Annotated in this window: 24 protein-coding genes; 19 read left to right on the plus strand and 5 right to left on the minus strand. The window is 67.1% G+C overall.

Features of this window, described 5'->3' with window-relative positions; genetic code table 11:
• The first annotated feature begins 68 nt into the window (after positions 1 to 68).
• Positions 69 to 575, plus strand: a complete 507-nt coding sequence (locus GTP77_RS04795; RefSeq protein WP_161071032.1) for a hypothetical protein — start codon at positions 69 to 71, stop codon at positions 573 to 575.
• 6 nt (positions 576 to 581) lie between these two features.
• On the opposite strand, the gene lhpI is transcribed toward GTP77_RS04795, so the two are convergent.
• Positions 582 to 1,517 (minus strand): bifunctional Delta(1)-pyrroline-2-carboxylate/Delta(1)-piperideine-2-carboxylate reductase, encoded by a 936-nt coding sequence (gene lhpI / locus GTP77_RS04800; RefSeq protein ID WP_161071033.1) that lies wholly within the window; start codon positions 1,515 to 1,517, stop codon positions 582 to 584.
• Positions 1,518 to 1,601: 84 nt separating this feature from the next.
• Between lhpI and GTP77_RS04805 the strand changes: the two genes are divergently transcribed.
• Positions 1,602 to 1,925: a YkgJ family cysteine cluster protein gene (locus GTP77_RS04805; RefSeq protein WP_161071034.1), complete on the plus strand. Its 324-nt coding sequence runs from the start codon at positions 1,602 to 1,604 to the stop codon at positions 1,923 to 1,925.
• On the opposite strand, the gene GTP77_RS30530 is transcribed toward GTP77_RS04805, so the two are convergent.
• Positions 1,922 to 3,775: a diguanylate cyclase gene (locus tag GTP77_RS30530; RefSeq protein ID WP_229202082.1), complete on the minus strand. Its 1,854-nt coding sequence runs from the start codon at positions 3,773 to 3,775 to the stop codon at positions 1,922 to 1,924. The two genes, GTP77_RS04805 and GTP77_RS30530, sit on opposite strands and share 4 nt — an antisense overlap.
• 182 nt (positions 3,776 to 3,957) lie before the next feature.
• Between GTP77_RS30530 and GTP77_RS04815 the strand changes: the two genes are divergently transcribed.
• Both GTP77_RS04815 and GTP77_RS30870 read left to right on the plus strand, forming a co-directional pair.
• Entirely contained in the window at positions 3,958 to 4,188 is a 231-nt protein-coding gene (locus GTP77_RS04815) for a hypothetical protein (protein WP_161071035.1), read from the plus strand.
• A 2-nt stretch (positions 4,189 to 4,190) separates the two neighbouring features.
• Positions 4,191 to 4,313 carry a hypothetical protein gene (locus GTP77_RS30870; RefSeq protein ID WP_260048463.1) on the plus strand — a complete coding sequence of 41 codons (123 nt, stop codon included), beginning with the start codon at positions 4,191 to 4,193 and terminating at the stop codon, positions 4,311 to 4,313.
• A 56-nt stretch (positions 4,314 to 4,369) separates the two neighbouring features.
• Here the strand turns inward: GTP77_RS30870 and GTP77_RS04820 are convergent, their stop codons facing one another.
• The 3 genes from GTP77_RS04820 to GTP77_RS04830 all read right to left on the minus strand — a co-directional run bounded on the left by GTP77_RS04820 (position 4,370) and on the right by GTP77_RS04830 (position 9,047).
• Complete coding sequence (locus GTP77_RS04820) at positions 4,370 to 6,325, minus strand: S9 family peptidase (RefSeq protein ID WP_229202083.1); 1,956 nt, start codon at positions 6,323 to 6,325, stop codon at positions 4,370 to 4,372.
• A 4-nt stretch (positions 6,326 to 6,329) separates the two neighbouring features.
• Positions 6,330 to 7,802, minus strand: coding sequence for an APC family permease (locus GTP77_RS04825; protein WP_161071036.1), 1,473 nt, complete (start codon positions 7,800 to 7,802; stop codon positions 6,330 to 6,332).
• 132 nt (positions 7,803 to 7,934) lie between these two features.
• Entirely contained in the window at positions 7,935 to 9,047 is a 1,113-nt protein-coding gene (locus GTP77_RS04830) for an NADH:flavin oxidoreductase/NADH oxidase (RefSeq protein WP_161071037.1), read from the minus strand.
• Between the two features lie 150 nt (positions 9,048 to 9,197).
• Here GTP77_RS04830 and GTP77_RS04835 point away from each other — a divergent pair, with 150 nt between their 5' ends.
• The 15 genes from GTP77_RS04835 (at position 9,198) to GTP77_RS04905 (ending at position 22,568) form a co-directional block, all read left to right on the plus strand.
• On the plus strand, positions 9,198 to 9,488 hold the full coding sequence (locus tag GTP77_RS04835) for a hypothetical protein (RefSeq protein ID WP_161071038.1): 291 nt from the start codon (positions 9,198 to 9,200) through the stop codon (positions 9,486 to 9,488).
• Positions 9,489 to 9,745: 257 nt separating this feature from the next.
• Positions 9,746 to 10,537, plus strand: a complete 792-nt coding sequence (locus tag GTP77_RS04840) for an ABC transporter ATP-binding protein (protein ID WP_228894023.1) — start codon at positions 9,746 to 9,748, stop codon at positions 10,535 to 10,537.
• A gap of 30 nt (positions 10,538 to 10,567) precedes the next feature.
• On the plus strand, positions 10,568 to 11,545 hold the full coding sequence (locus GTP77_RS04845; RefSeq protein ID WP_161071120.1) for an ABC transporter substrate-binding protein: 978 nt from the start codon (positions 10,568 to 10,570) through the stop codon (positions 11,543 to 11,545).
• Positions 11,546 to 12,382, plus strand: a complete 837-nt coding sequence (locus tag GTP77_RS04850; protein WP_161071039.1) for an ABC transporter permease — start codon at positions 11,546 to 11,548, stop codon at positions 12,380 to 12,382. It abuts the gene before it with no gap.
• Between the two features lie 11 nt (positions 12,383 to 12,393).
• Positions 12,394 to 13,155: an SDR family oxidoreductase gene (locus tag GTP77_RS04855; RefSeq protein WP_161071040.1), complete on the plus strand. Its 762-nt coding sequence runs from the start codon at positions 12,394 to 12,396 to the stop codon at positions 13,153 to 13,155.
• Positions 13,156 to 13,170: 15 nt separating this feature from the next.
• Complete coding sequence (locus GTP77_RS04860; RefSeq protein WP_161071041.1) at positions 13,171 to 13,710, plus strand: cupin domain-containing protein; 540 nt, start codon at positions 13,171 to 13,173, stop codon at positions 13,708 to 13,710.
• Position 13,711: 1 nt separating this feature from the next.
• Positions 13,712 to 14,635 (plus strand): alpha/beta fold hydrolase, encoded by a 924-nt coding sequence (locus GTP77_RS04865; protein ID WP_161071042.1) that lies wholly within the window; start codon positions 13,712 to 13,714, stop codon positions 14,633 to 14,635.
• Positions 14,636 to 14,660: 25 nt separating this feature from the next.
• Positions 14,661 to 15,497 carry an IclR family transcriptional regulator gene (locus GTP77_RS04870; protein WP_161071043.1) on the plus strand — a complete coding sequence of 279 codons (837 nt, stop codon included), beginning with the start codon at positions 14,661 to 14,663 and terminating at the stop codon, positions 15,495 to 15,497.
• Between the two features lie 36 nt (positions 15,498 to 15,533).
• Positions 15,534 to 16,337: an SDR family oxidoreductase gene (locus tag GTP77_RS04875; RefSeq protein WP_161071044.1), complete on the plus strand. Its 804-nt coding sequence runs from the start codon at positions 15,534 to 15,536 to the stop codon at positions 16,335 to 16,337.
• Positions 16,330 to 18,012, plus strand: a complete 1,683-nt coding sequence (locus tag GTP77_RS04880) for a thiamine pyrophosphate-binding protein (protein WP_161071045.1) — start codon at positions 16,330 to 16,332, stop codon at positions 18,010 to 18,012. The genes GTP77_RS04875 and GTP77_RS04880 overlap by 8 nt, the downstream gene beginning before the upstream one ends.
• 9 nt (positions 18,013 to 18,021) lie before the next feature.
• On the plus strand, positions 18,022 to 18,822 hold the full coding sequence (locus GTP77_RS04885) for an aspartate dehydrogenase (RefSeq protein WP_161071046.1): 801 nt from the start codon (positions 18,022 to 18,024) through the stop codon (positions 18,820 to 18,822).
• A gap of 10 nt (positions 18,823 to 18,832) precedes the next feature.
• Complete coding sequence (locus tag GTP77_RS04890; protein ID WP_161071047.1) at positions 18,833 to 20,317, plus strand: aldehyde dehydrogenase; 1,485 nt, start codon at positions 18,833 to 18,835, stop codon at positions 20,315 to 20,317.
• On the plus strand, positions 20,317 to 21,288 hold the full coding sequence (locus GTP77_RS04895) for a VOC family protein (RefSeq protein ID WP_161071048.1): 972 nt from the start codon (positions 20,317 to 20,319) through the stop codon (positions 21,286 to 21,288). The genes GTP77_RS04890 and GTP77_RS04895 overlap by 1 nt, the downstream gene beginning before the upstream one ends.
• A 13-nt stretch (positions 21,289 to 21,301) precedes the next feature.
• Positions 21,302 to 21,526 carry a recombinase-like helix-turn-helix domain-containing protein gene (locus GTP77_RS04900; protein WP_161071049.1) on the plus strand — a complete coding sequence of 75 codons (225 nt, stop codon included), beginning with the start codon at positions 21,302 to 21,304 and terminating at the stop codon, positions 21,524 to 21,526.
• 16 nt (positions 21,527 to 21,542) lie between these two features.
• Positions 21,543 to 22,568, plus strand: coding sequence for a Rieske 2Fe-2S domain-containing protein (locus tag GTP77_RS04905; RefSeq protein ID WP_161071050.1), 1,026 nt, complete (start codon positions 21,543 to 21,545; stop codon positions 22,566 to 22,568).
• Positions 22,569 to 22,597: the final 29 nt, after the last annotated feature.

The following is a 22,597-nucleotide window of genomic DNA, read 5'->3' on the forward strand; positions in this document are numbered from 1 at the left end:
TAGCGCACATAGCGCGCGGAAAGACGGGCCTACAATCAGGTAATCCCAACCTGAACGGAAGCCACCCCATGAAACAGCTGATGCTAGTTTGCAGCGGCCTGCACGCCATGATCGCGCTGCTGTTCGGGGCTGGGGCGCTGTTCCTGGTCGCCATTGCCGCCCGCATGGGCTGGCACGCGGCGGGCGGCGACTTCGGGCTCTCGGCGGCGCAGGAAGTGATCGAAGCGATCGGCATCCTGGCCGCCGCCGTGGTGGCGCTGCAGATCGCCGAAACCATCATCGAAGAAGAAGTGGTGCGCGACGCAGACATCAGCGCCCCCACCCGCGTGCGGCGCTTCCTGTCGCGCTTCTTCGTGGTGGTGGTGGTCGCGCTGGCCATCGAAGGCCTGGTCGCCACCTTCCGCGCCGTCCATGATGACGCTGGCGACCTGCTCTACGTCGCCGCCCTGATCGCCAGCGTAGGCGTGCTGCTGGCCTCCTGGGGCATCTTCATCCACCTGAACCGCTCAGCCGAAGAACTCGAACCCGCCGCCATGGAAGAAGCCCAGGCCGAAGACCACAAGGTCCAGCCCTGATTTGGTTTATCGCCTAGTCCCGGCCGTGCCTAGCGCTACGCGGGCGGCGGCGAGGTCCCAGGCGGCGCAGCCGACGGTTTTGAAGAGCACCGCTTCCGTGTCGGCCATCGGGGCCGCGCCGAGCGCCTGGGCGATGCCTTGCACCTGGGACCAGTCGGCGCCGGCTTGCAGCAGGTCGCCGGCTTCGTGGCGGGCGCCTTCTGGGTCGTCGACGTAGATGCGGCTGCCCAGCACGGTGGCGCGGGCGATTTCGGCGGCGTCGGGCTTGAAGGCGCCGACGGCGATGATCAGCCGCCCGGCGCGCGCGGGGTGCAGGTAGACCGGCTGCTTGCTGGTGGTGCCGGTGATGACCACATCGATGTCGTCCGCCAGCTCGGCGACATCGGCCGCTGCGGGCCGGTGCGCGGCGTGCAGGTGCTCGGCGATGAAGCGCTCGGCGGAGGCGCCACTGCGGCCGCCTATGCTGATGGCCGCGTGCGGGTAGATGACGGACAGCGCCTGCGCATGCTTCAGCGCCTGCGTGCCGGTGCCGACCAGCAGCACATGGCGCGGCGCGCGGCCCAGCAACGTGGCGATGCCCAGCATGGACAGCGCGGCCGTGCGGCGGCCCGTGACGGTGGCGCCGTCCAGCGTGAGGACGATGGCGCCGGTGGCGGCGTCCAGCACGCTGACCTGGCCTGCAATGGTGGGCAGGCCGCGCACGCCGTTGCCCGGCACGACGGTGATCAGCTTGTGCACGGCGATGTCGGGCGCGGTGGCGACCATGGACAAGATCACGCCGCCGTCGGCCAGCGGCACCACCTGCCGCGCCGGACAGGCTATGATGCCTTGCGCGGCTTGCGCCACGGCGATGCGCAGCGCGTCCACCAGCACGGGGAACGGGATCAGCGCGGCGGTGTCTGCGGCGCCGAGCGCGGACTGCGGAGGGAGGGGTTGCGGCATGGCGTCTCCAGGTGCGGCGCACGCTTGATCGCGTGCGGCGTCCTGATTATCATAACAGCCAGTATTGTTACCTTGCCATGGAAGATGTCGTCATTCTGTCAGAGCTGTGGCGCATGCTGCGCCAAATTCCGCGTGTCGTTCTATTGGGGTGAAACGGATGCGCATCCAGGCGGCACCGTGCCGCAGCGCATGGTGATTCCGATCTCGCCGCACCTGGTGGCGATGCGCGGCACCGAGCACCGGCCTTCGCGCTGTTCGGCGCTGGAAGGCGAAGTCGGCCAGCAGGTCGGCTGTTCCATTTATCCCCTGCGTTCCAGCACCTGCCGCGAGTTCGAGGCGGGCACGCCGGCCTGCAACGCGGCGCGCGCCCACTACGGCCTGGCCGAGATCGAGCCCGAACCTGCTTAAGCGTGGCAGACGCGGTTGCGGCCCGTCTCCTTGGCCTGGTACAGCAGCGCGTCGGCCTTTTGCAGCATGGCTTCGGCGGTGCCCACCGCGTAGTCGGCGAACACGCCCATGCTCATGGTGACTTTCAGGCCGGGCTCCACTTCGTGCCACGGGTGCTGTTCGATGATCTGGCGCAGCTTGTCGCACAGCGCGGCGGCTTGCGGCAGGTCGGTTTCGGGCAGCGCCAGCACAAACTCCTCGCCGCCGTAGCGCGCCACCAGGTCGCTCAGCCGCACGTGCTGGCGCAGGATGGCGCCCACCTGGCGCAGCACCGCGTCGCCGGTGGCGTGCGAGTAGTTGTCGTTGATCTTCTTGAAGAAATCGATGTCGCCGATCACCAGGCTCAGTGGCCGCTTGTGGCGCACGGCCTGGTTGTACAGGCTGTTGGCCTGCTCGTCGAAGTGGCGGCGGTTGTACAGGTTGGTGAGCGCGTCGCGGATGCTCAGTTCACGCAGCTGGCCGGCTTGCTCCAGGATGGTCTGGTGCGACGCTTGCAGTTCTTCGTGGCTGCGCGCCAGCTGTTCGCTCATTTCATTGAAGGCGCTGGCCAGCGTGGCCACTTCGTCCTTGCCCTGCACCGGCACTTGCTGGCGCAGCGAGCCGCCGTGCATGGCGCGCACCGCGCTGGTGAGGCGGCTCAGGCGGCTGCTCAAACCACGGCCGAGCGCCAAGCCGAGGCCCAGCGCCAGCACTGCTGCGCCAGCCGCGCCGGCGGCCAGCGAGGAACGCATGGCGCCCAGGAATTCCAGCTCTTGCCGGCTGGGCGTGACCACGCCTTCGGTGGAAACATAGGCCGCGACCTTGCCGTTCACTTCGATAGGCCGGGCTTTGGCGCGGGCGTCCGTGGGCAGAATGGAGTCGCGGCCGTATTGGCCGGCGCCCAGCAGGACTTTGTAATCCGGGTCGGTCAGGACAAAGCGGAATGGCGGCTGACGCTGGCGGTCAGGGCCACCAGCGTCGCGGTCGCGGTCCCCGTCGCCTTCGGGGCCGCGCGGGCGATCGTCTGGGCCGGGGCCGGCTTGCCGGGCATTGTCCGCTGACGGTGCAGCCTGGCGTGAGACGGTGCGCCAGATGCGCGGCGCGGCCTGCCCGCCGTCCGCCTGCGTGGAGCGCTCGGCCGGTGGCGGCTGGCGGCCATCCGGCGGGCCACGGCGGTCATCAAATTCCGGGCGGCGGCCATCGGGCGGACCACGGCGGTCGTCGGGGTCCGGGCGGCGGCCATCGGGCGGACCACGGCGGTCGTCGAACTCGGGGCGGGCGCCATCCGGCGGACCACGGCGGTCATCAGGGTCGGGGCGGCGGCCGTCAGGAGGACCACGGCGATCGTCGAACTCGGGGCGGGCGCCGTCCGGCGGGCCTCGGCGGTCATCAAATTCGGGGCGGCGGCCGTCGGGCGGGCCACGGCGGCCGGCGGGTTCCTGGCGGCGGCCATTCTGCTCATCACGCGGCTCGCCGGGGCGGGCGCCGTCTTCGGCCGGGGGGCCGTCTGCGCGCGGGGCGCGCGACTGCTGGTCGATATTCGGCGGCATGCGCTCCAGCAGCTCGCTCGGGCGCTCGCCGTCCGGCGGCCCCTGGCGGCGCTCGGTGCGCTGCACAAAGTGGTCGAACGATTCGGTGGAGATGGCGGTCTTCCAGTCGCCATACTCGGTCAGGTAGGCCGTCATGAACGTATGGAAGTGTTCGGCGGCCTGCTTGCTCCGGATCGTGTCGAACTTCCTGTCGACGCTGGCGTAAGTCAGCCCGCCCACCACCGCCACGGACGCAAGTCCGGTCAGCAACAGCGCAAGCATCATTTTGATACGCAAAGACATTCCCTATCCCCTGTTTTTAATTGCTTTTAAGCCATTAATGATACAGCAGAGCCACACCCCTGCGTCTCCCTCTTGTGGAGAGTTATATTGATTTTTTATAGGCCACATCACAAATGAAAAGTTTATTTATGGGCGAGCGGCATTTATACTGCACTGCAACATCGCAAACATTGGAGCACATTATGAGCACCGCTAGCAATCTGACTTTCGACAGCTTCCCGCAAAATAGCTATTTCACCAACGTTGGCCGCGCAGCACGCGGTCTGGTCGCCGCCCTGCTGGCGCAAAAGCCAGCCGCCGCTCCAGCGCAGCGCAGCATGCCGCAGCCGACCCTGTTCGAGCTGGCCAGCCGTCCGCAAGCGAACATGCCCAACCTGATGAACGAGCTGCACTTCATGGCTTCGCGGGGTTAAGAATGGAACTGATCGCACTGTTCACCACCGTCGTTGGCGCCGCCGTTGTGGCCGCCCGTATCTGCCTGCAGCCTGCGCTGGACCGCTCGCTGGAAGAGCTGGAAACGCTGGCCAAGGCGCAATAAGCGCGCAAAGCCAAGCTGCCGCACCCCAAGAAAAAACCGGCCGAGGCCGGTTTTTGTCATTTCAGGTAGCGGTCGAACCAGCCTATGGTGCGACGGCGGATGTCGCGCTGGTTGTCCGGTTTGCGGATGGCGTGGCCCTCGCCTTCGTATATCGTCAGCGAGGTCGGCACGCCCATGGCGCGCAGGCCGTGCCAGAATTCCTGCGACTGCACGGCCGGCGTTTCCACGTCGCGCTCGCCCACATACATCATGGTCGGGGTCCTGGCCGCCTTGATCGATTCGATCGGCGAGGCGGCGCGGTAGATGGCCGGGTCGTCATAGGCGGTGGCGCCGAAGAACGGCACCATCCACTGGTCGATGCCGTTCTGGCCGTAGTAGCTGATCCAGTTGGCGATGCCGGCGCCGGCCACGGCCGCCTTGAAGCGCTGGCTGTGCGTGACGGTCCACATGGTCATGAAGCCGCCGTAGGAATGGCCCACCATGCCGAGGCGCTCGCCGTCCACCGGCGCAGCCTTGGTCACCGCGTCCACGCCGGACAGGATGTCGCGCAGGTCGCCGCCGCCGAAGTCGCGCCGGTTGGCGCGCGTGAATTCCTGGCCCTGGCCGTAGCTGCCGCGCGGATTCGGCAGGAAGACGTAGTAGCCTTTGGCGGTCAGTTCGCGTATCAGCGGATTGGCCTGCTCGCCGCCCGCCACGTAGCGCGGCGACGCGGCGGCGGCAGGGCCGCCGTGCACCTGCACCACCATGGGATACTTCTTGCCCGGCTCGGTCTTCTCCGGTCCCAGCAGCCAGCCCTGCACGCGGAAAGCGTCGCTGCTCCAGCTGATGCTCTGCACCGATACCTGCGGCGTGAAGGCCGCGTTGTCCTGCGTAACGGCTTTCAGCTGCGGCAGGCGGCCTGCAACAATGTGCGGCGCGGTGCGGAAGTCTTCCACCGCCGCCGCAGCCATCGTGCCGTCCGCGCTGAAGGACATGCGCCCGTCCGCGCCCGAGGTGCTGGCCGGGGCCGACCACAGCACCGCGTGCTTGCCGCCGCTGGTGCTCAGTTCCAGCGCCGCGTGGTCCGCGCCGATCAGCGCGGTGGCCAGCAGGCGCTTGCCGCGCCAGGCCAGGCCGTTGAAGCTGCCCGCGTAGCCGGGCGTGATGTTGACCGGCTCGCCGCCCGCCAGCGGCACGGTGTACACGTCGCCGCCGATGGAGCCGAAGTCGCTCATCAAGCCGCCGATGTAGGCCACGGTCTTGCCGTCTTCCGACACGTGCGGCAGGTTGAGCTGCGTGTTCGGCGCGGCGATCACGCGCTCCTTGCCGGCCGCGTCGATATGCAGCAGCTTGGCCACCCACCAGTTGTTGTCGCCGTTGCCCTTGGCGCCGGTGGCCACAAAGCCCTGCCCGTCCGGCGTCCAGTCGTATTCGTAGATGTAGCTGTCGGCGGGCGACAGCAGCTTCAATGCGCCGCCGGCGGCAGGCACGGTGGCGATGCGCTGCGCGTCTTCCACTTCGCCGATCTCGCCCACTTGCGGCGCACCCGCCTCCACCGCGCCCACCTGCTTGCGCGCGTTCAGCGTGGCCAGCAGCGCCAGGCGCTGGCCGTCCGGCGACCAGCGCGCGGTGTTGGCCACGCCCTTGATGGTCAGCAGCTGCCTGGCTTTGCCCTGCTGCGCCACGAACAGCATGGCGGTGCCGGCCTTGCTGTCGGATGCGATGAAGGCCAGGCTGCGTCCGTCCGGCGCCCAGCTTGGACGGTCGTAGGAGCAGGTGGCGCAAGGGTCGTACTCGTTCAGCACCTTGCCGCTGGCGGCGTCGCGCACCACCACCGTGGAATGCGGACGCCTGGGCAGGCCGCCCGGGTCATTGGCTTCCAGCGCCACCACGCGGTCGCCCGCGCCGGACAAGGCCAGCGAGCGGTAGTCGCGCAGGGCCGGTCCCTCGGCGTGGGCCATGGCCCCGGACAGCGCGGCCGTGGCCAGAAAGACTGCCTGCGCAGCGACCTTTACCTTTGCTTTCACCTGCATGGGCTTATCCTTTTTTGAGACGCGAGTTGTGGATGCTGTATCCGAAGTAAGTCACCACCGCCACCACCATCCAGACGGTGAAGATCACCTTGGTGGCGTGCGACAGGTTGATCATCAGGTAGGCGCAGGCGGCGATGCTCAGCGCAGGCACCAGGTAGGCGCCGAACGGCACGCGGAAGCCGCCCTTGGTCGGGATGCCCGCAGCGCGGTCTTTGCGGCGCAGCACCGGCACGGCCACCGAGACGATAATGAAGGCGGTCAGCGTACCCATGGAGACCATGTCCCACAGGAAGGTGGAGTCCACCAGGCCGGCCACCACGCCCACCACCAGGCTCACGATCAGCGTATTGCTGACCGGGGAATGGGTTTTCGCGTTCACGGTCTGGAAGGTCTTCGGCACCAGGCCATCCTTGGAGATGGCGTACAGGATGCGGGTCTGGCCGTAGATGGTCACCAGGGTCACGGAGAACACCGAAATCACGGCGCCTGCCGAGAGCACCAGCGCTGGCCAGGCCTTGCCCGTCACGTCCTGCAGGATCACCGACAGGCCCGCAGCCTGGCCCTCGAATTTGTGCGCGGGCTGCGCGCCCATGGCCGCCATGGCCACCAGCAGATAGAACACGGTAACGATCACCAGCGCGGCCAGGATGCCGATGGGGACGTTGCGCTTGGGGTTGCGCACTTCCTCGCCGGCGGTGGCGATGGTGTCGAGGCCGATAAAGGAGAAGAACACCGTGCCCGCAGCGGCGGCAATGCCGGTGGCGCCCGGCACCCACTCGCCCGGCGTGGCCTTGATGAAGGGGGTGAAGTTGCTGGCGTCGAAGCCGCTGAAGGCGATGGCCACGAAGAAGATCAGGATGGCCAGCTTGACCATCACCATGATGGCGTTGGTGGTGGCCGATTCCTTGGTGCCGCGCACCAGCAGCACGCAGCACATGGCCACCAGCACCATGGGCGGCAGGTTGAAGTGGCCGGCGTTCCATGCCCAGCCCGTGGGCGTGGCCAGTATCATCGGCGTGCGCAGGGTCTCGGGGATCTGCCAGCCGATGGCGTTGACGAGGAAGTTGTTCAGATAGTCCGACCACCCTATCGCCGTGGCGCTGGCGGCAAGCCCATATTCCAGCAGCAGGCAGAAGGCGACGATAAAGGCCAGGAACTCGCCCACCGTGCTGTAGGCGAAGGAATAGGCGGAGCCGGAAGCGGGAATGCGGAAGGACAGTTCGGCGTAGCACAGCGCCGTCAGGCCCGCGGTAAGCGCCGCCAGCAGAAAGGACAGCACCACCGAAGGACCGGCCTTGGGCACCGCTTCCACCATGGTGAAGAAAATGCCGGTGCCGATGGTGGCGCCCACACCTATCATGGTCAGCGAGAACAAGCCCATGGACCGGCTCAGGCCTCCGGGAAGCGAGTCGCCCTGTTCGGCATGCAGACCTACCGGTTTGGTACGGGTCAGTTTCTGGACCAGCGTTTGATTCACAGGCATTCCTTGGTGATGGGTACGGTAAAAAACAAGCGATTATAGGGCTTTACGCGGCGCGCGCCACGATGAATTTTGTACAAGAATGGCAACAATGTTGTTGGGCTGGGACGCTTTCGGCCCACGCCGCCGTCAGCGCTGGCCGAGGCGGGTGGAGCCGAACAAATCCTTCAGTTCGCGCGGCTGCGAGCGCCAGTACTGCGGCGGCGCCTGCACCTGCGCGCCCAGCCTGGCCGCCGCGTGCCAGGGCCAGCGCGGGTCGTACAGCATGGCGCGCGCCAGGGCCACCACGTCCGCGTCCTCCTGCGCCACGATGGATTCGGCGTGCTCGGCTTCCGTCACCAGGCCCACGCCTATGGTGGGCAGGCCGGTGGCGTGCTTGATGCGGCGCGCGAAGTGGATCTGGTAGCCCGGCCCCAGCGGAATCTGCTGCAGCGGCGACACGCCGCCGCTCGACACGTGGATGAAGTGCGCGCCCGCCTGCTGCAATTCGCGCGCGAAGGCCACGCTCTGCTCGATGTCCCAGCCGCCCTGCACCCAGTCCGAGGCCGAAATGCGCATGCCTACACACACCGATTCCGGCACCGCAGCCCGCACCGCGCGCAGCACCTCCAGAGGGAAGCGCATGCGGTTCTCCAGCGAGCCGCCGTATTCGTCCGTGCGCTGGTTGGACAGCGGCGAGAGGAACTGGTGCAGCAGGTAGCCGTGCGCGCCGTGCAGCTCGATGCCTTCGATGCCCAGCGCATGCACGCGGCGCGCGGCGGCCACGAAGTCGTCCTTCACTTTCCGCAGGCCGGCCGCGTCCAGCGCCAGCGGCGGGTGCTCGCCGGCGGCATGCGGCACGGCGGACGGCGCCACGGTCTGCCAGCCGCCCTGCGACGGCGGCACGCTGGCGCCGCCTTCCCACGGCCGCTGGCTGGAGGCCTTGCGGCCCGCATGCCCCAGCTGCACCGCCAGCGGCATGGACGAATACTTGCGGATGGCCTGCACCACCGGCGCCAGCGCGGCCTGGTGCGCGTCCGACCACAGGCCCAGGTCCCAGGCCGAGATGCGGCCCTCGGGCGAGACGGCGGTGGCCTCCGTCATCAGCAGGCCCGCGCCGGACAGGGCCAGCTGGCCCAGGTGGATCATGTGCCAGTCCGTGGCCAGGCCGTCGTCGGCCGAGTACTGGCACATAGGTGCGATGGCGATGCGGTTGGCCAGCTTCAGCGGGCCGAGTGCGTAAGGGGTGAACAGCTGGCTCATGGCGGCCTCCAGGGAGAGCAAAAGCAGCCAGTGTAACGCCAGTTCAAGGCCGTGGTTACAGTTGCTTACTTTTGATACAGGGCCATGTATAGCTTGGGGCGTGCCGGATAGCTAATCTTGAGTCTCAGCAAAAAATAAAGGGAGATCATCATGGCGATCATCAAAAAAATTCCAACCGTCAGCAGCAGCTACTCGGCGCTGGGCGTCATTGCGGCGATCTCCGTCATCGCCCTGTGCATGGCCGGCACCGCCGCCATTGCCGGCTGGCTGCCGGGCCAGCACCGCGCGGCCGACGGCGGCGATGATCTGCCACAGGTTTCCTCCGCCCCGCAGGCGACTCCGATTGCGGCTCCGGTTGCAGCACCCGCTGCTGCCCCGGCGCCCGACCGCTCCATGCAGCCGCGCGCACGCCGCGCCGCGCACGTGACTTCCACAACCTAAGTCACAAAAACAACAGCAGCCACGGTGCGCCCGCGCGGCGCCGCCGCCCAAAAAGGGGACCTTCCATAGGGAAGCGTCCCCTTTTTTACGTCCGGCCGCGACCGCCTCATTTTCACACATTGTTTTACCTATGAAACGCTGATTTTTATTTGAGACAAAACGCTGGATTTGTGAAAAATGTCTGCTATATTTCAATCACATTACAACCCACATACGAAGCACTGTTTTATATGTGGAACACATGAATTGTGAGAGAAATGATGATCGAAATCGAATTCCGCAACGTCGGCAAGAGTTTCATCGACCGGCAAACCTCACAGCCGCGTTCCGCGGTTACCAACGTCAACATTTCTATCCGCAGCGGGGAAGTCGTCTCCATCATCGGCCCGTCCGGCTGCGGCAAAAGCACACTGCTGAACATGGGCGCCGGCCTGTACCTGCCCACGGTGGGCGAGGTCTACGTGAGCGGCGAGCTGGTGACCAAGCCGGTGAAGAAGGTGGCCTTCATGCTGCAGAAGGATTTGCTGATGCCCTGGCGTACCATCCGCGCCAACGTGGCGCTGGGCCTGGAGATCGACGGCGTGTCCGCCAAGGAGCGCGACCAGGTGGCCAATGCGCTGCTGGCCAAGTGCCACTTGAAAGGCTTTGAAGGCCACTATCCCTACCAGCTGTCCGGGGGCATGCGCCAGCGCGCCGCGCTGGCCCGCACCCTGGCGGTGGACCCGCACGTGCTGCTGCTGGACGAGCCCTTCTCCGCGCTGGACGCGCAAACCAAGATGATCCTCCAGCAGGACCTGGCGCAGATGCTGTACGAGAAGCAGCGCACCGCGCTGTTCATCACCCACGACCTGATCGAAGCGATTGCCCTGTCGGACCGCCTGCTGGTGATGAGCGAACGCCCCGGCACCGTGATCGAGGAAATCATCGTCGATCTGCCGCACCGCAACGATCCGCTGGCGCGCCGCAAGCTGCCCGAAATCGGCCCCCTGGCGGGACGCCTGATGGAGCTACTGAAAGTGGGCAAGGACCAGGAAGCCGAACTGCACTAACTTTTCACGAAATCAGGAGCGTATATGAGCATGCATAAAATCCTCGCCTCGGCCGCCTGCGCCGTAGCCATGGCCTTCGCCGCCGCACCAGCCATGGCGGCGCCTGAAGAAGTCACCTACCTGCTGCCGGCGCCGCCGAACACGCCGGCCTTCGCGCCGTGGATGATCGCGCAGCAGAAGGGCTACTACGCGGAAGAAAACCTGAAGGTGACCTTCGTGGCGGCCAAGGGCGGCGTGGACGTGGCCAAGCAGATCGGCGCGGGCAACGCGGTGATCGGCGGCGCCATCGGCGACACCCCCATCATCGTGCGCGCCAACGGCGTGCCGGTGAAAGCCATCGCGGTGCTGGGCGCGGGCTCGCTGACCATGGTGGGCGTGCACCAGGGCGGAGGCATCAAGTCGCTGGCCGACCTGAAAGGCAAGACCATCACCGTCATGTCCTACACCGACACCACCTACTACGCGCTGCTGGGCAATATGAAGCACGTGGACCTGGGCAAGAGCGACGCCGCCATCCAGGCCGCCGGCCCGTCCGGCGTGTGGCAGGTGTTCGCGGCCGGCAAAGCGCAGGCCCTGGCCGGCGTGCCGGACTGGATCGTCAGCGCCACCGACGCCGGCGCCAAGGTGGACATTATCGAAACCAACGGCTTCAAGTCCATGGCCCAGGCCATCCTCGCTTCCGACGACACCATCAAGAACAAGCCGGAGCTGCTCAAGCGCCTGGTGCGCGCCACGCTGCGCGGCATGGAAGACATCATGAAAGATCCGAAAGCCGCCACCGCCGCCTACGTGGAAGCCATCCCCTCCTACAAGGGCAAGGAAGCCAGCATCGAGCAGATCTTCAATATGTACCGCAAATACGTGTACGCAAACCAGAAGCCGCTGGGCCAGATCGACGCGGCGCGCATGGACACGGTGCAGAAGTTCTACGTCAGCGAAGGCATCGTCTCCAAGGCGGCCGCCGTCAACGACCTGTTCACCAACCAGTTCATCGGGACGGCGCGCTAAATGGACACCGCAACCTCTATCACCCCTGCCATGAGCACGCCCGCCAAAGCCGCCCCGCTGCTGAGCGAGAAAACGCGCACCGTGCTGGGCAGCCTGCTGGTGCTGGCCATCTTCCTGGCGGCCTGGGAATGGGGTCCCGGCGCGCTGGGCATGCCTGAGTTCATCCTGCCGCGCTTCTCGCGCGTGCTGCAGGAATCGCTCTTCATGTGGAAGAACAGCGACCTGCTGGGCCACTTCGGCATCACCGCCATGGAAGTGGTGATCGGCTTCGCACTCGGCTCCCTGCTCGGCCTCGCGGTCGGCGTGGCGCTGGGCCTTTCGCCGCGCGCCGAGGCCATGCTATCGCCCTACATCCTGGCGCTGCAGATCGCGCCCAAGGTCGCCTTCGCGCCGCTGTTCGTCATGTGGCTGGGCTACACCATCTACCCCAAGATCATCGTCGCGGTGCTGATCGTGTTCTTCCCGGTGATGATCAACGTGCTGTCGGCCATCCGCACGGTGGACCCGGACATGGTGAACCTGGTGCGCACGCTGAACGCCTCGCGCTGGCAGATCTTCTGCCTGGTGGAGTTCCGCTCCGCCATGCCGGCCCTGTTCTCCGGGCTGCGCATCGCCTCCACGCTGGCCGTCATCGGCGTGACCGTGGGCGAACTGGTGGGCGGCAACCAGGGCCTGGGCTTCCTGCTGGTGGACGGCGAAGGCCAGGGCAACACGGCCGCCGTCTTCGTCGCCATCTGCGCGCTGACCTTGACCGGCATCGTCACCTACGGCGCAGTGGTATGGGCTGAGCGGCGCGTGCTGCACTACCTGCCTAAAGCCGCCACCAGCACCAAGTAAAGGAGCCACAGATGACTACGACCCAACTCCTGGCCGGCCGCAAGGTGCTCGTCACCGGCGCGGCGCGCGGCCTGGGCCTGGCCTTCGCCACCGCCATCGCCGAAGCCGGCGCCAGCGTGGCCCTGGCCGACATCCTGCACGACACGCTGGCCGCCTCGGTGGCGGCGCTGCGCGAACGCGGCCTGCAGGTACATGGCCTGCCGCTCGACATGGCCGATCCGGCATCGATCGAGGCCTGCGCCGCAGCGGCCGTGGCCCAGCTGGGCGGGCTCGATGGCCTGGTCAACAACGCCGCCATCACCAACTCCGGCGGCAAGTCGTCCGAGCAGATCGACATCGCCATGTGGGACAAGGTGATGGAGGTGAACGTCCGCGGCACTTGGCTGATGACCAACGCCTGCCTGCCCGCGCTGCGCGCCTCCGGCAGCGGCGCCATCGTCAACCTGGCCTCGGACACGCCGCTGTGGGGCGCGCCCAAGCTGATGGCCTACGTGGCCAGCAAGGGCGCCATCATCGGCATGACACGCTCGCTGGCGCGCGAGGAAGGCGCCCACAACATCACCGTCAACGCGGTGGCGCCGGGGCTGACGAAAGTCGAAGCCACCGAATATGTACCGGCCCAGCGCTACCAGACCTACCAGGACGGCCGCGCCCTGCAGCGCCTGCAGTTGCCGGAAGACGTGACCGGCGCGGTGCTGTTCGCGCTGTCCGGCCTGTCCCGCTTCGTCACAGGCCAAGTCCTTGCCGTCAATGGCGGCTTCGTAATGAACTAAATCAGGAGCATATCAATGAGCGACGTATCCGAACAAAAGCAGATCCAGCGCAGCTGGGACCAGCCGCAAGGCGCCTCCTTCGAGGAGTGGATGAACACCCGCGTGGCGCGCTTCTCCACCCGCAAGTACGACTGGAACGCGCTGAAGTTCCAGGCCGACTACGATCCGAAGTACCGCCGCGCGCAGATGCGCTACATCGGCACCGGCGGCACCGGCGTGGCCAATGACAGCAGCGTGATCCCGTCCGAGCACTTCACCTTCTCCACCATGATCATCCCGGCCGGCCACGAAGGCCCGCCGCACCTGCACGTGGACGTGGAAGAAGTGTTCTTCGTCCTGCGCGGCAAGCTGAAACTGGTGCTGGAAAAGGACGGCGAGCGTTTCGAGACCATCCTGACCGACCGCGACGTGGTGTCGATTCCGCCCGGCGTGTACCGCGAAGAGATCAACATCGGCGAGGAAGACGCGCTGATGTGCGTGATGCTGGGCGCGCAGAAGCCCGTCACGCCAACCTATCCGCCAGAGCACCCGCTGGCCAGCATCAAGCGAGGCTGAGATGAACTTTGCCGGCATCAGCGCCAAGGCACCGGAAGCGGACGGCTTGCAGTACGCCCTGTCCCTGCTGGAGCGCCATTTCGCGGAGCAGACCGTGGCCGTCGAAGGCGGCGCCGTGAGCTACCGCGAGATCGCTCCGGCGCCGGGCGTGCCGCCTGCGCCAGCCACGCAGTCTGCCATTGTGCTCTTGCACGGCATAGGCTCGGGCGCCGCCTCCTGGCTGCCTTGCGCGCTGGAGCTGGCAGCCGCCGCGCCGGGCGCGCGCATCATCGCCTGGAACGCACCCGGCTACGGCGCTTCCACGCCGCTGCCCGCCGCACGTCCCGGCGCGGACGCCTACGCAGCCCGCCTGCGCCAGATGCTGCAGGCCCTGGGCGTGCTGGGCGCGCACGACAGCGGCCGCATCACGCTGGTGGGCCATTCGCTGGGCGCCATGATGGCGTCCGCCTACGCGGCGGCCCATCCGGCCACGCTGGACAAGCTGGTGCTGCTCAGCCCAGCGCGCGGCTACGGCCAGGCGGCGCGGCTGGAGCAAGGTGCGCAAGTGGCCCGCGAACGCCTGTCCACCGTGGGCGAGCTGGGCGTGCATGGCATGGCCACGCAGCGCTCGGCCCGCCTCCTGTCCGGCAACGCCACCACCGCGCAGCGCGACTGGGTGCGCTGGAATATGGCGCAGCTGAACCTGGCCGGCTACACGCAGGCGGTGCATCTGCTGTGCGGCGACGCCATCGAGAACTACGCGCTGTCCGGCGCCGTGTGCGCAGTGGCCTCGGTCCACTGCGGCAGCGCCGACAACGTCACCACGCCGGACGACTGCCGCCTGGTGGCGGAGCGCCACGGCCTGCCCTTCGCACTGATAGACCAGGCCGGCCACGCCTGCTACGTGGAGCAGCCATCCGCTGCCATGGCCGCCATCCTGAACTGACCACTACAACATAACGGGACAAACAATGAACAACAAGCCTGAACAAGCGGAAGACGACAGCGCCGACAAATACACGGTGCCCGGCCTGGAACGCGGCCTGCGCCTGCTGTGCGAATTCAGCCGCAACGAGAAGACCTTGTCCGCGCCGGAACTGGCCAAGCGCCTGGACGTGCCGCGTTCCACCGTGTTCCGCCTGCTGACCACACTGGAGCGCATGGGCTTCGTCGAACGCGCCGAGGGCGGCCGCGACTACCGCCTCGGCATGGCCGTGCTGCGCATGGGCTTTGAATACCTGGCCTCGCTGGAGCTGACCGAAATCGGCCGCCCGCTGCTCGAGCGCCTGCGCGACGAAATCGGCTACTCCACCACGCTGGTGGTGCGCGACGCGCGCAACATCGTCTACGTGGCCAAGTCCAGCACCCCGGCGCCGTTCGTCAGCACCGTCAACGTCGGCACCCGCCTGCCGGCCCATGCCACGGTGCTGGGCCGCGTGCTGCTGCAGGACCTGACCCTGCCGCAGTTGCGCGAGCTGTATCCGGAAGAGCACCTGAAGGTGTATTCGGACAGCACGCCGCACACCGTGCTGGACCTGTTCAACCTGCTGCAGCAGGACCGCGAGCGCGGCTACGTGTGGGAGCAGGGCTTCTTCGAGCGCGGCATTTCCACCATGGCCGCGCCGGTGCGCGACCACAGCGGCAAGGTCGTCGCCGCGCTGGGCGCCACCATCCCCGACCAGAACATCGGCGGCGAACAGCTGGAGCGCATCGTGGCCCAGGTGCGCGGCAGCGCAGGCGAGCTTTCGCGCCTGCTGGACCACGCGCCGACCGAGACCGCGCAAATCGTCAACCTCTGGCAGCGTTGATCTGCCTCACGCAGCGCTGATTTTACGGAGCACATAATGAGCATGACCAATCTTGCAGGCCGGGTGGCGGTGGTGACGGGCGGCTCGTCCGGCATCGGCTACGCCACCGTGGAACTGCTGCTCGAAGCCGGCGCCGCCGTGGCCCTGTGCGGCCGCGACGCCGCCCGCCTCGACACGGCCGTGGCCAAACTGCGCGAGCGCTTCCCCGCCGCGCGCCTGCTGGCGCAAAGCTGCGACGTGCTGGCGCCGGAACAGGTGGCCGCCTTCGCCGCCCGCGTGGAGCAGGAACTGGGCGCCGCGTCCATCCTGGTCAACAACGCCGGCCAGGGCCGCGTGTCGACCTTCGCCGACACCGCCGACGAAGCGTGGATGGAAGAACTGCGCTTGAAATTCTTCTCCATCATCCACCCCACCCGCGCCTTCCTGCCGCAGCTGAAAAACTCGGCCGACGCCGCCGTGGTCTGCGTCAACTCGCTGCTGGCGGTGCAGCCGGAACCGCACATGGTGGCCACGTCCGCCGCGCGTGCCGGCGTGCACAACCTGGTGCGCTCGCTGGCCACCGAGTTCGCGCCGGACGGCGTGCGCGTGAACGGCATCCTGATCGGCCTGGTGGAATCGGGCCAGTGGAAGCGCCGCTTCGACGCCCGCCCCGAAGAAGACCAGCACCTGGACTGGGCCGCGTGGACGCGCCGCCTGGCACAGAAAAAACAGATTCAAATCGGCCGTCTCGGCCTCCCCGAAGAAGCAGCGCGCGCCATCGTGTTCCTGGCCTCTCCGCTCTCTTCCTACACTACCGGCAGCCATATCGACGTCTCTGGAGGACTTTCACGCCATGTCTAATACCAAACAAATCACCGTCGGCGGCGCCATCGCCGCTTTCCTCGAACAGTGCGGCGTGAAAGCTGCCTTCGGCGTGATCTCCATCCACAACATGCCCATCCTGGACGCCTTCGGCGAACGCGGACAGATCCGCTTCATCCCGGCGCGCGGCGAAGCGGGCGGCGCCAATATGGCCGACTCGTATGCACGCAGCACCGGCGGCCTGGGCGTATGCCTGACCTCGACCGGCACCGCGGCGGGCAACGCCGCCGGCGCCATGGTGGAAGCGCTGACCGCAGGCACGCCGCTGCTGCACCTGACCGGCCAGATTGAAACGCCCTACCTGGACCAGAGCCTGTCCTATATCCACGAAGCGCCGGACCAGCTGACCATGCTGAAGGCCGTGTCGAAAGCCGCCTTCCGCATCCGCAGCACGGACACCGCGCTGAGCACCGTCAAGCAGGCCGTCCAGATCGCGCTGACGCCGCCCATGGGTCCCGTCAGCGTTGAGATCCCGATCGACATCCAGGCCGCGCTGATCGACATGCCGTCCGACTTCAAGCCGCTGCCCATCCAGCGCAACGAACCGTCCGTGCACGCGCTGGACGAACTGGCCGCGCAGCTGAAAAACGCCAAGCGCCCCATGCTGTGGCTGGGCGGCGGCAGCCGTGGCGCGGCCAGGCAGGTGCAGCGCCTGCTGGACATGGGCTTCGGCGTGGTCACCACCACCCAGGGCCGTGGCGTGGTGGCGGAAGACGACCCGCGTTCGCTGGGCGCCTTCAACCTGCACAAGCCTGTCGAGAACTTCTACCAGACCTGCGACGCCATGCTGGTGGTGGGCTCCCGCCTGCGCGGCAATGAGACGCTGAAGTACGAACTGAAACTGCCGCGCGCGCTGTACCGCATCGACGCCGACCCCGCCGCCGAAGGCCGCTGCTACAAGAGCGACTACTTCGTCTGCGGCGACGCCGAGCTGGCGCTGGAGGCGCTGGCAGACCGCCTGGAAGGCAAGATGCAGGTGGACCCGGGCTTCATCGGCGACCTGCAAAAAGCGCGCGACACCGCCGTGGCGGGCCTGGTTGACGGCCTTGGCCCTTACAGCGCGCTGGTGGACCAGCTGCAGCAAGCCGCAGGCCGCCGCTTCAACTGGGTGCGCGACGTGACGGTGTCCAACTCCACCTGGGGCAACCGCTATCTGCGCATCTTCGATCCGCTGGCAGGCGTGCACGCGCTGGGCGGCGGCATCGGCCAGGGCCTGGCCATGGGCATAGGCGCGGCCATCGGCGCGGCCGTCACCAACTCGGGCAAGAAGACCTTCACGCTGGCCGGCGACGGCGGCTTCATCCTGAACCTGGGCGAGCTGGCGACCGCCGTGCAGGAGAAGGCGGACATGGTCATCGTGCTGATGAACGACAAGGGCTACGGCGTGATCAAGAACATCCAGGACGTGCAGTACGGCGGCCGCCGCCACTACGTGGACCTGCACACGCCGGACTACGCCGAGCTGTCGCATTCGCTGCAGCTGCGCCACGCCCGCGTGAGCAAGCTGGCCGACGCAGGAGAGGCATTGCGCACCGCGCTGGCCGAACCGGGCCCCTTCCTGCTGGAGATCGACATGCTGTCGATCGGCAGCTTCAAGACCGCCTTCGCCGGTCCTCCGGTGAAGACCGAAACGCCTGCCGAAGCCACCGCTTAAGGAACCGCCATGCTGCATGTATCGATGATAGGTTGCGGCGCCATCGGCGTCGGCGTGATGGAGCTGCTCAAGACGGATCCCGAGGTGGTGTTCGACCTGGTGATCGTGCCGCAGTCCGGCCTGGAACACGCCGGCGCCACGGTGCGCGAACTGTGCCCGCACACCCGGGTGGACGTGGGCCTGAACGGCAGCCGTCCCGACCTGCTGATCGAATGCGCGGGCCACCTCGCCATCGAGGAGCACATCATCCCTGCGCTGGAAAGCGGCATTCCGTGCATGGTGGTGTCGGTGGGCGCGCTGTCCGAATACGGCCTGGCTGACAAGCTGGAACAGGCGGCGCAGCGCGGCAAGACCCAGGTGCAGCTGCTGTCCGGCGCCATCGGCGCCATCGACGCGCTGTCGGCGGCCCGCATCGGCGGCCTCGATTCGGTGGTGTACACCGGCCGCAAGCCGCCCGGCGCGTGGAAGGACACCCCTGCGGAAAAAGTGGTGGACCTGGACGCGCTGACGCAGGCCACCGTGATCTTCGAAGGCACGGCGCGCGAAGCGGCGCGCCTGTATCCGAAGAACGCCAACGTGGCGGCCACGCTGTCGCTGGCGGGCCTGGGCCTGGACCACACGCAGGTGCGCCTGCTGGCCGACCCCGGCGTGACGGAGAACGTGCACCACGTGGAAGCCAGCGGCGCCTTCGGCGGCTTCGAGCTGACCATGCGCGGCAAGCCGCTGGCGGCCAATCCCAAGACTTCCGCGCTGACGGTATTCAGCGTGGTGCGCGCACTGAACAACCGCGCGCACGCCCTCTCGATCTAAGGGAAGACAGATGAACCCGAACATCACCCAACAAATCTGCGTCGCAGGCGAATGGCGCCTCGGCGGCGGCGACAAGTACGCCACGCTGTACCCGGCCACCGGCGAACCGGTGGCCTACCTGAACGCCGCCAGCGTGGCCGACGTGAACGAAGCCATCGAGCGCGCCGACCATGCCTTCCGCACCAGCGGCTGGGCGCAGCGCAAGCCGCACGAGCGCGCCGCCGTGCTGAACAAGGTGGCGCAGCTGATACGCGAACGCGGCGAGGAACTGGCGCAGATGCAGCGCCTGGACAACGGCAAGCCGATCACCGAGACGCGCAACCTGGTGGCCAGCGCCGCCGCCACCTTCCAGTTCTTCGCCGCAGCCTGCGAAACGCTGGAGGAGACCATCACCCCGGCGCGCGGCGACAACCTCACCATGAGCGTGTACGAGCCCATGGGCGTGGTGGCCGCCATCACGCCGTGGAACTCGCCCATCGCCAGCGAAGCGCAGAAGATGGCGCCCGCACTGGCGGCCGGCAACGCGGTGGTGGTTAAACCCGCCGAAGTCACGCCGCTGGCCGCGCTGGAACTGGCGCGCATCTGCATCGAAGCGGGCGTGCCTGCTGGCCTGATCAGCGTGTTGCCGGGTAAAGGCTCGGTCATCGGCGACGCCATCACCCTGCACCCGCTGGTCAAGCGCGTGTCCTTCACCGGCGGCACCAGCACCGGCAAGCACATCGCCCATATCGCGGCGGACAAGATGATGCCGGTGTCGCTGGAACTGGGCGGCAAGTCGCCCACCATCGTGTTCGAGGACGCGGACCTGGACCACGCCGTGGCCGGCGTGCTGTACGGGATCTTCAGCAGCTCGGGCGAATCGTGCATCGCCGGTTCGCGCCTGTTCGTGGCGCACCGCATCTACGACAGCTTCATGGAACGCCTGGCAGCTGGCGCCGCCGCGCTGCGCGTGGGCGACCCGGCCGACGAGAAAACCCAGCTCGGCCCGCTGATCACCGCGCGCCACCGCGACAGCATCGAGTCCTATGTGGCGCTGGGCGTGGCCGAGGGCGGCCGCATCCGCGTGGGCGGCATGCGTCCGCAAGGCGCCGCTTTCGACAAGGGCAATTACTACCTGCCCACCATTATCGAAGGCGTGAAGAACGACTGGCGCATCTGCCAGGAAGAGATCTTCGGCCCGGTGCTGGTGGCCATGCCCTTCAGCGACGAGGATGACCTGATCAGGCAGGCCAACGACAGCGTGTACGCGCTGGCGGCCGGCATCTGGACCCAGGACTACAAGAAGGCCTGGCGCTACGCCCGCGCGGTGCAGGCCGGGAACGTGTGGATCAACACCTATAAGCAGTTTTCGATTTCGACCCCGTTCGGCGGCTGGCGCGACAGCGGCCTGGGACGCGAAAAGGGCCGGCTCGGCATTCTGCAATACATGGAACAGAAAAGCGTCTACTGGGGCATGAACCACATGCCGCTGCCGTGGGCGCAGGGAGCGAAATAATGGATGTTCTTGGCATTGATGAAATCACCTACGGCGCGGACGACCTGCCCGCCTGCAAAACCTTCTTCTCCGACTGGGGCCTGAAGCTGGTGGAAGAAAACGAAGGCCTGCTGGCATTCGAAACGCTGAACGGCTGCCGCGTGCTGGTGCGCCGCTCGGACGACCCGGCGCTGCCGCCCGCCATCGAAGCCGGCCCGACGCTGCGCGAAGTGGTGTGGGGCGTGTCCTCGGCTGAAGTGATGGACCGCTTCGGCGCCATCGTGCGCGGCCTGCCCGGCGCTTACGAAGACGCCGCCGCCGGCCGCATCGGCTGCACCGACCCGAACGGCCTGGCCGTGCGCTTCCAGGTGACGCGCAAGCAGGACGTGGACGTGGAATGCGCCGAGATGAACACCTGGTCGCACCGCCCGCGCGTGAACCAGCGCAGCCCGGCCTACGAACGCGCCACACCCATCGAAGTGGGCCACGTGGTGTTCTTCGTGAAGGACGTGGCGGCCTGCGAAGCCTTCTACCGCAAGCACTTCGGCTTTGTGCAGTCGGACAGCTACCCGGGCCGCGGCGCCTTCCTGCGCTGCGCCGACGTGGGCGGCCACCACGACATCTTCCTGCTGCAAACGCCGGACCCGAAAGCTGGCCTGAACCACGTGGCCTTCACCGTGCGCGACATCCACGAAGTGTTCGGCGGCGGCATGCACATGTCGCGCCAGGGCTGGGACACGCAGCTGGGACCGGGCCGCCATCCGATTTCGTCGGCCTACTTCTGGTACTTCAAGAATCCGGCCGGCGGCCTGATCGAGTACTACGCCGACGAAGACCAGCTGGACGAGCACTGGGAACCGCGCGAATTCGAACCCGGCCCCACGGTGTTCGCCGAGTGGGCCATCGAAGGCGGCCTGGATGGCAACACGCGCAGGCAACGCAACGCGAAAGCCCCAGAAGGCAAATTCCTGACCGACAAACCAAAGTCCTGAACGGAGAATCATCATGCAAGAACGTTATCTCACCGTGCACCAGACCCGCCGCCGTGAACCCACCGGCTACGAGGACCTGCTGGGCGATTCCATCGAACGCGCTTTCGCGTCCGGCATCGCCGACCTCGCCGCGCTGGTGGCGCACTTGAACCGCACCGGCCCCGGCTTCCCCGGCGGCGGCGCGTGGACCGAAGAAGGATACCAGGCCGAAGTTGCGCGCCTGGCCGCTGAATGCTGATCAGGAAGGACAAGCCATGAGAACCGTAGCCAACGACCCAGTAGACGCCGTCCTCGCAGCCGGCCTGAAAGACCTGTGGTACCCCATCTGCCCGTCGGGCTTTGTCGCCGAACGTCCCGTCTCGCTGCGCCGCCTGGGCCGCAAATTCGTGCTGTGGCGCGAAGCGAGCGGCAAGCTGCACGCGCTGGAAGACCACTGCCCGCACCGTGGCGCGCCGCTGTCGAAAGGTATCGTGCTGGGCGACCGTATCGCCTGCGGCTACCACGGCGTACAAGTGCGCTTCGACGGCGTGGTGACCAGCGTGCCGGGCAGCCCCGGATGCAAGCTGGAAGGCGCAAAAGCCACCCGCTCCTTCCACGTGCAGGAAGCAGCCGGCGCCATCTTCCTCTACAACGCCAGCAAGGACGTGGACCAGCCGCCGCCGCTCGAACTGCCGCCTGAACTGACCGCGCCCGAGTACTCCAACTTCCTGTGCTACGCCGAGTGGAACGGCGACTACCGCTACGTGCTGGACAACGTGCTCGACCCGATGCACGGCACCTTCCTGCACAAGCAGTCGCACTCCATGGCCGAAGGCGAATCGACCGCCGCCTTCCGCGTGCGCGACACCGACACCGGCTTCGTCTTCGAGAAGGAAGGCCAGCGCGGCGTGAACTTCGACTGGACCGAATACGCCGAAACCGGCATCCAGTGGATGCGCCTTGAGATCCCGTATCCGAAGACCGGCGGCCCGGGCGGCAACTTCATCATCATCGGCGGCTATGCGCCGATGGAGGAAGGCGCCACCGCCGTGTTCTTCTGGCGCGTGCGCAAGGTGGAAGGCTGGCAGCGCGACACCTGGCGCTTCCTGTACAAGAATCGCCTGGAAGCGCGCCACTGGCACGTGCTGGAACAGGACCGCGAGATCCTGGAGGCGATGGAGCCGGACGCCAACCAGCGCGAGATGCTGTACCAGCACGACATGGGCATCGTGCGCCTGCGCCGCCACCTGCGCGGCCTGGCCAAGGCGCAGATCGCCGCCGCTGAAGAAAAGACTGCCTAAGACTTACGAGAGTATCGGGAGCAACCGCC

The organism is Pseudoduganella aquatica, assembly GCF_009857595.1.
In the GTDB taxonomy this organism is placed as follows: domain Bacteria; phylum Pseudomonadota; class Gammaproteobacteria; order Burkholderiales; family Burkholderiaceae_D; genus Rugamonas; species Rugamonas aquatica_A.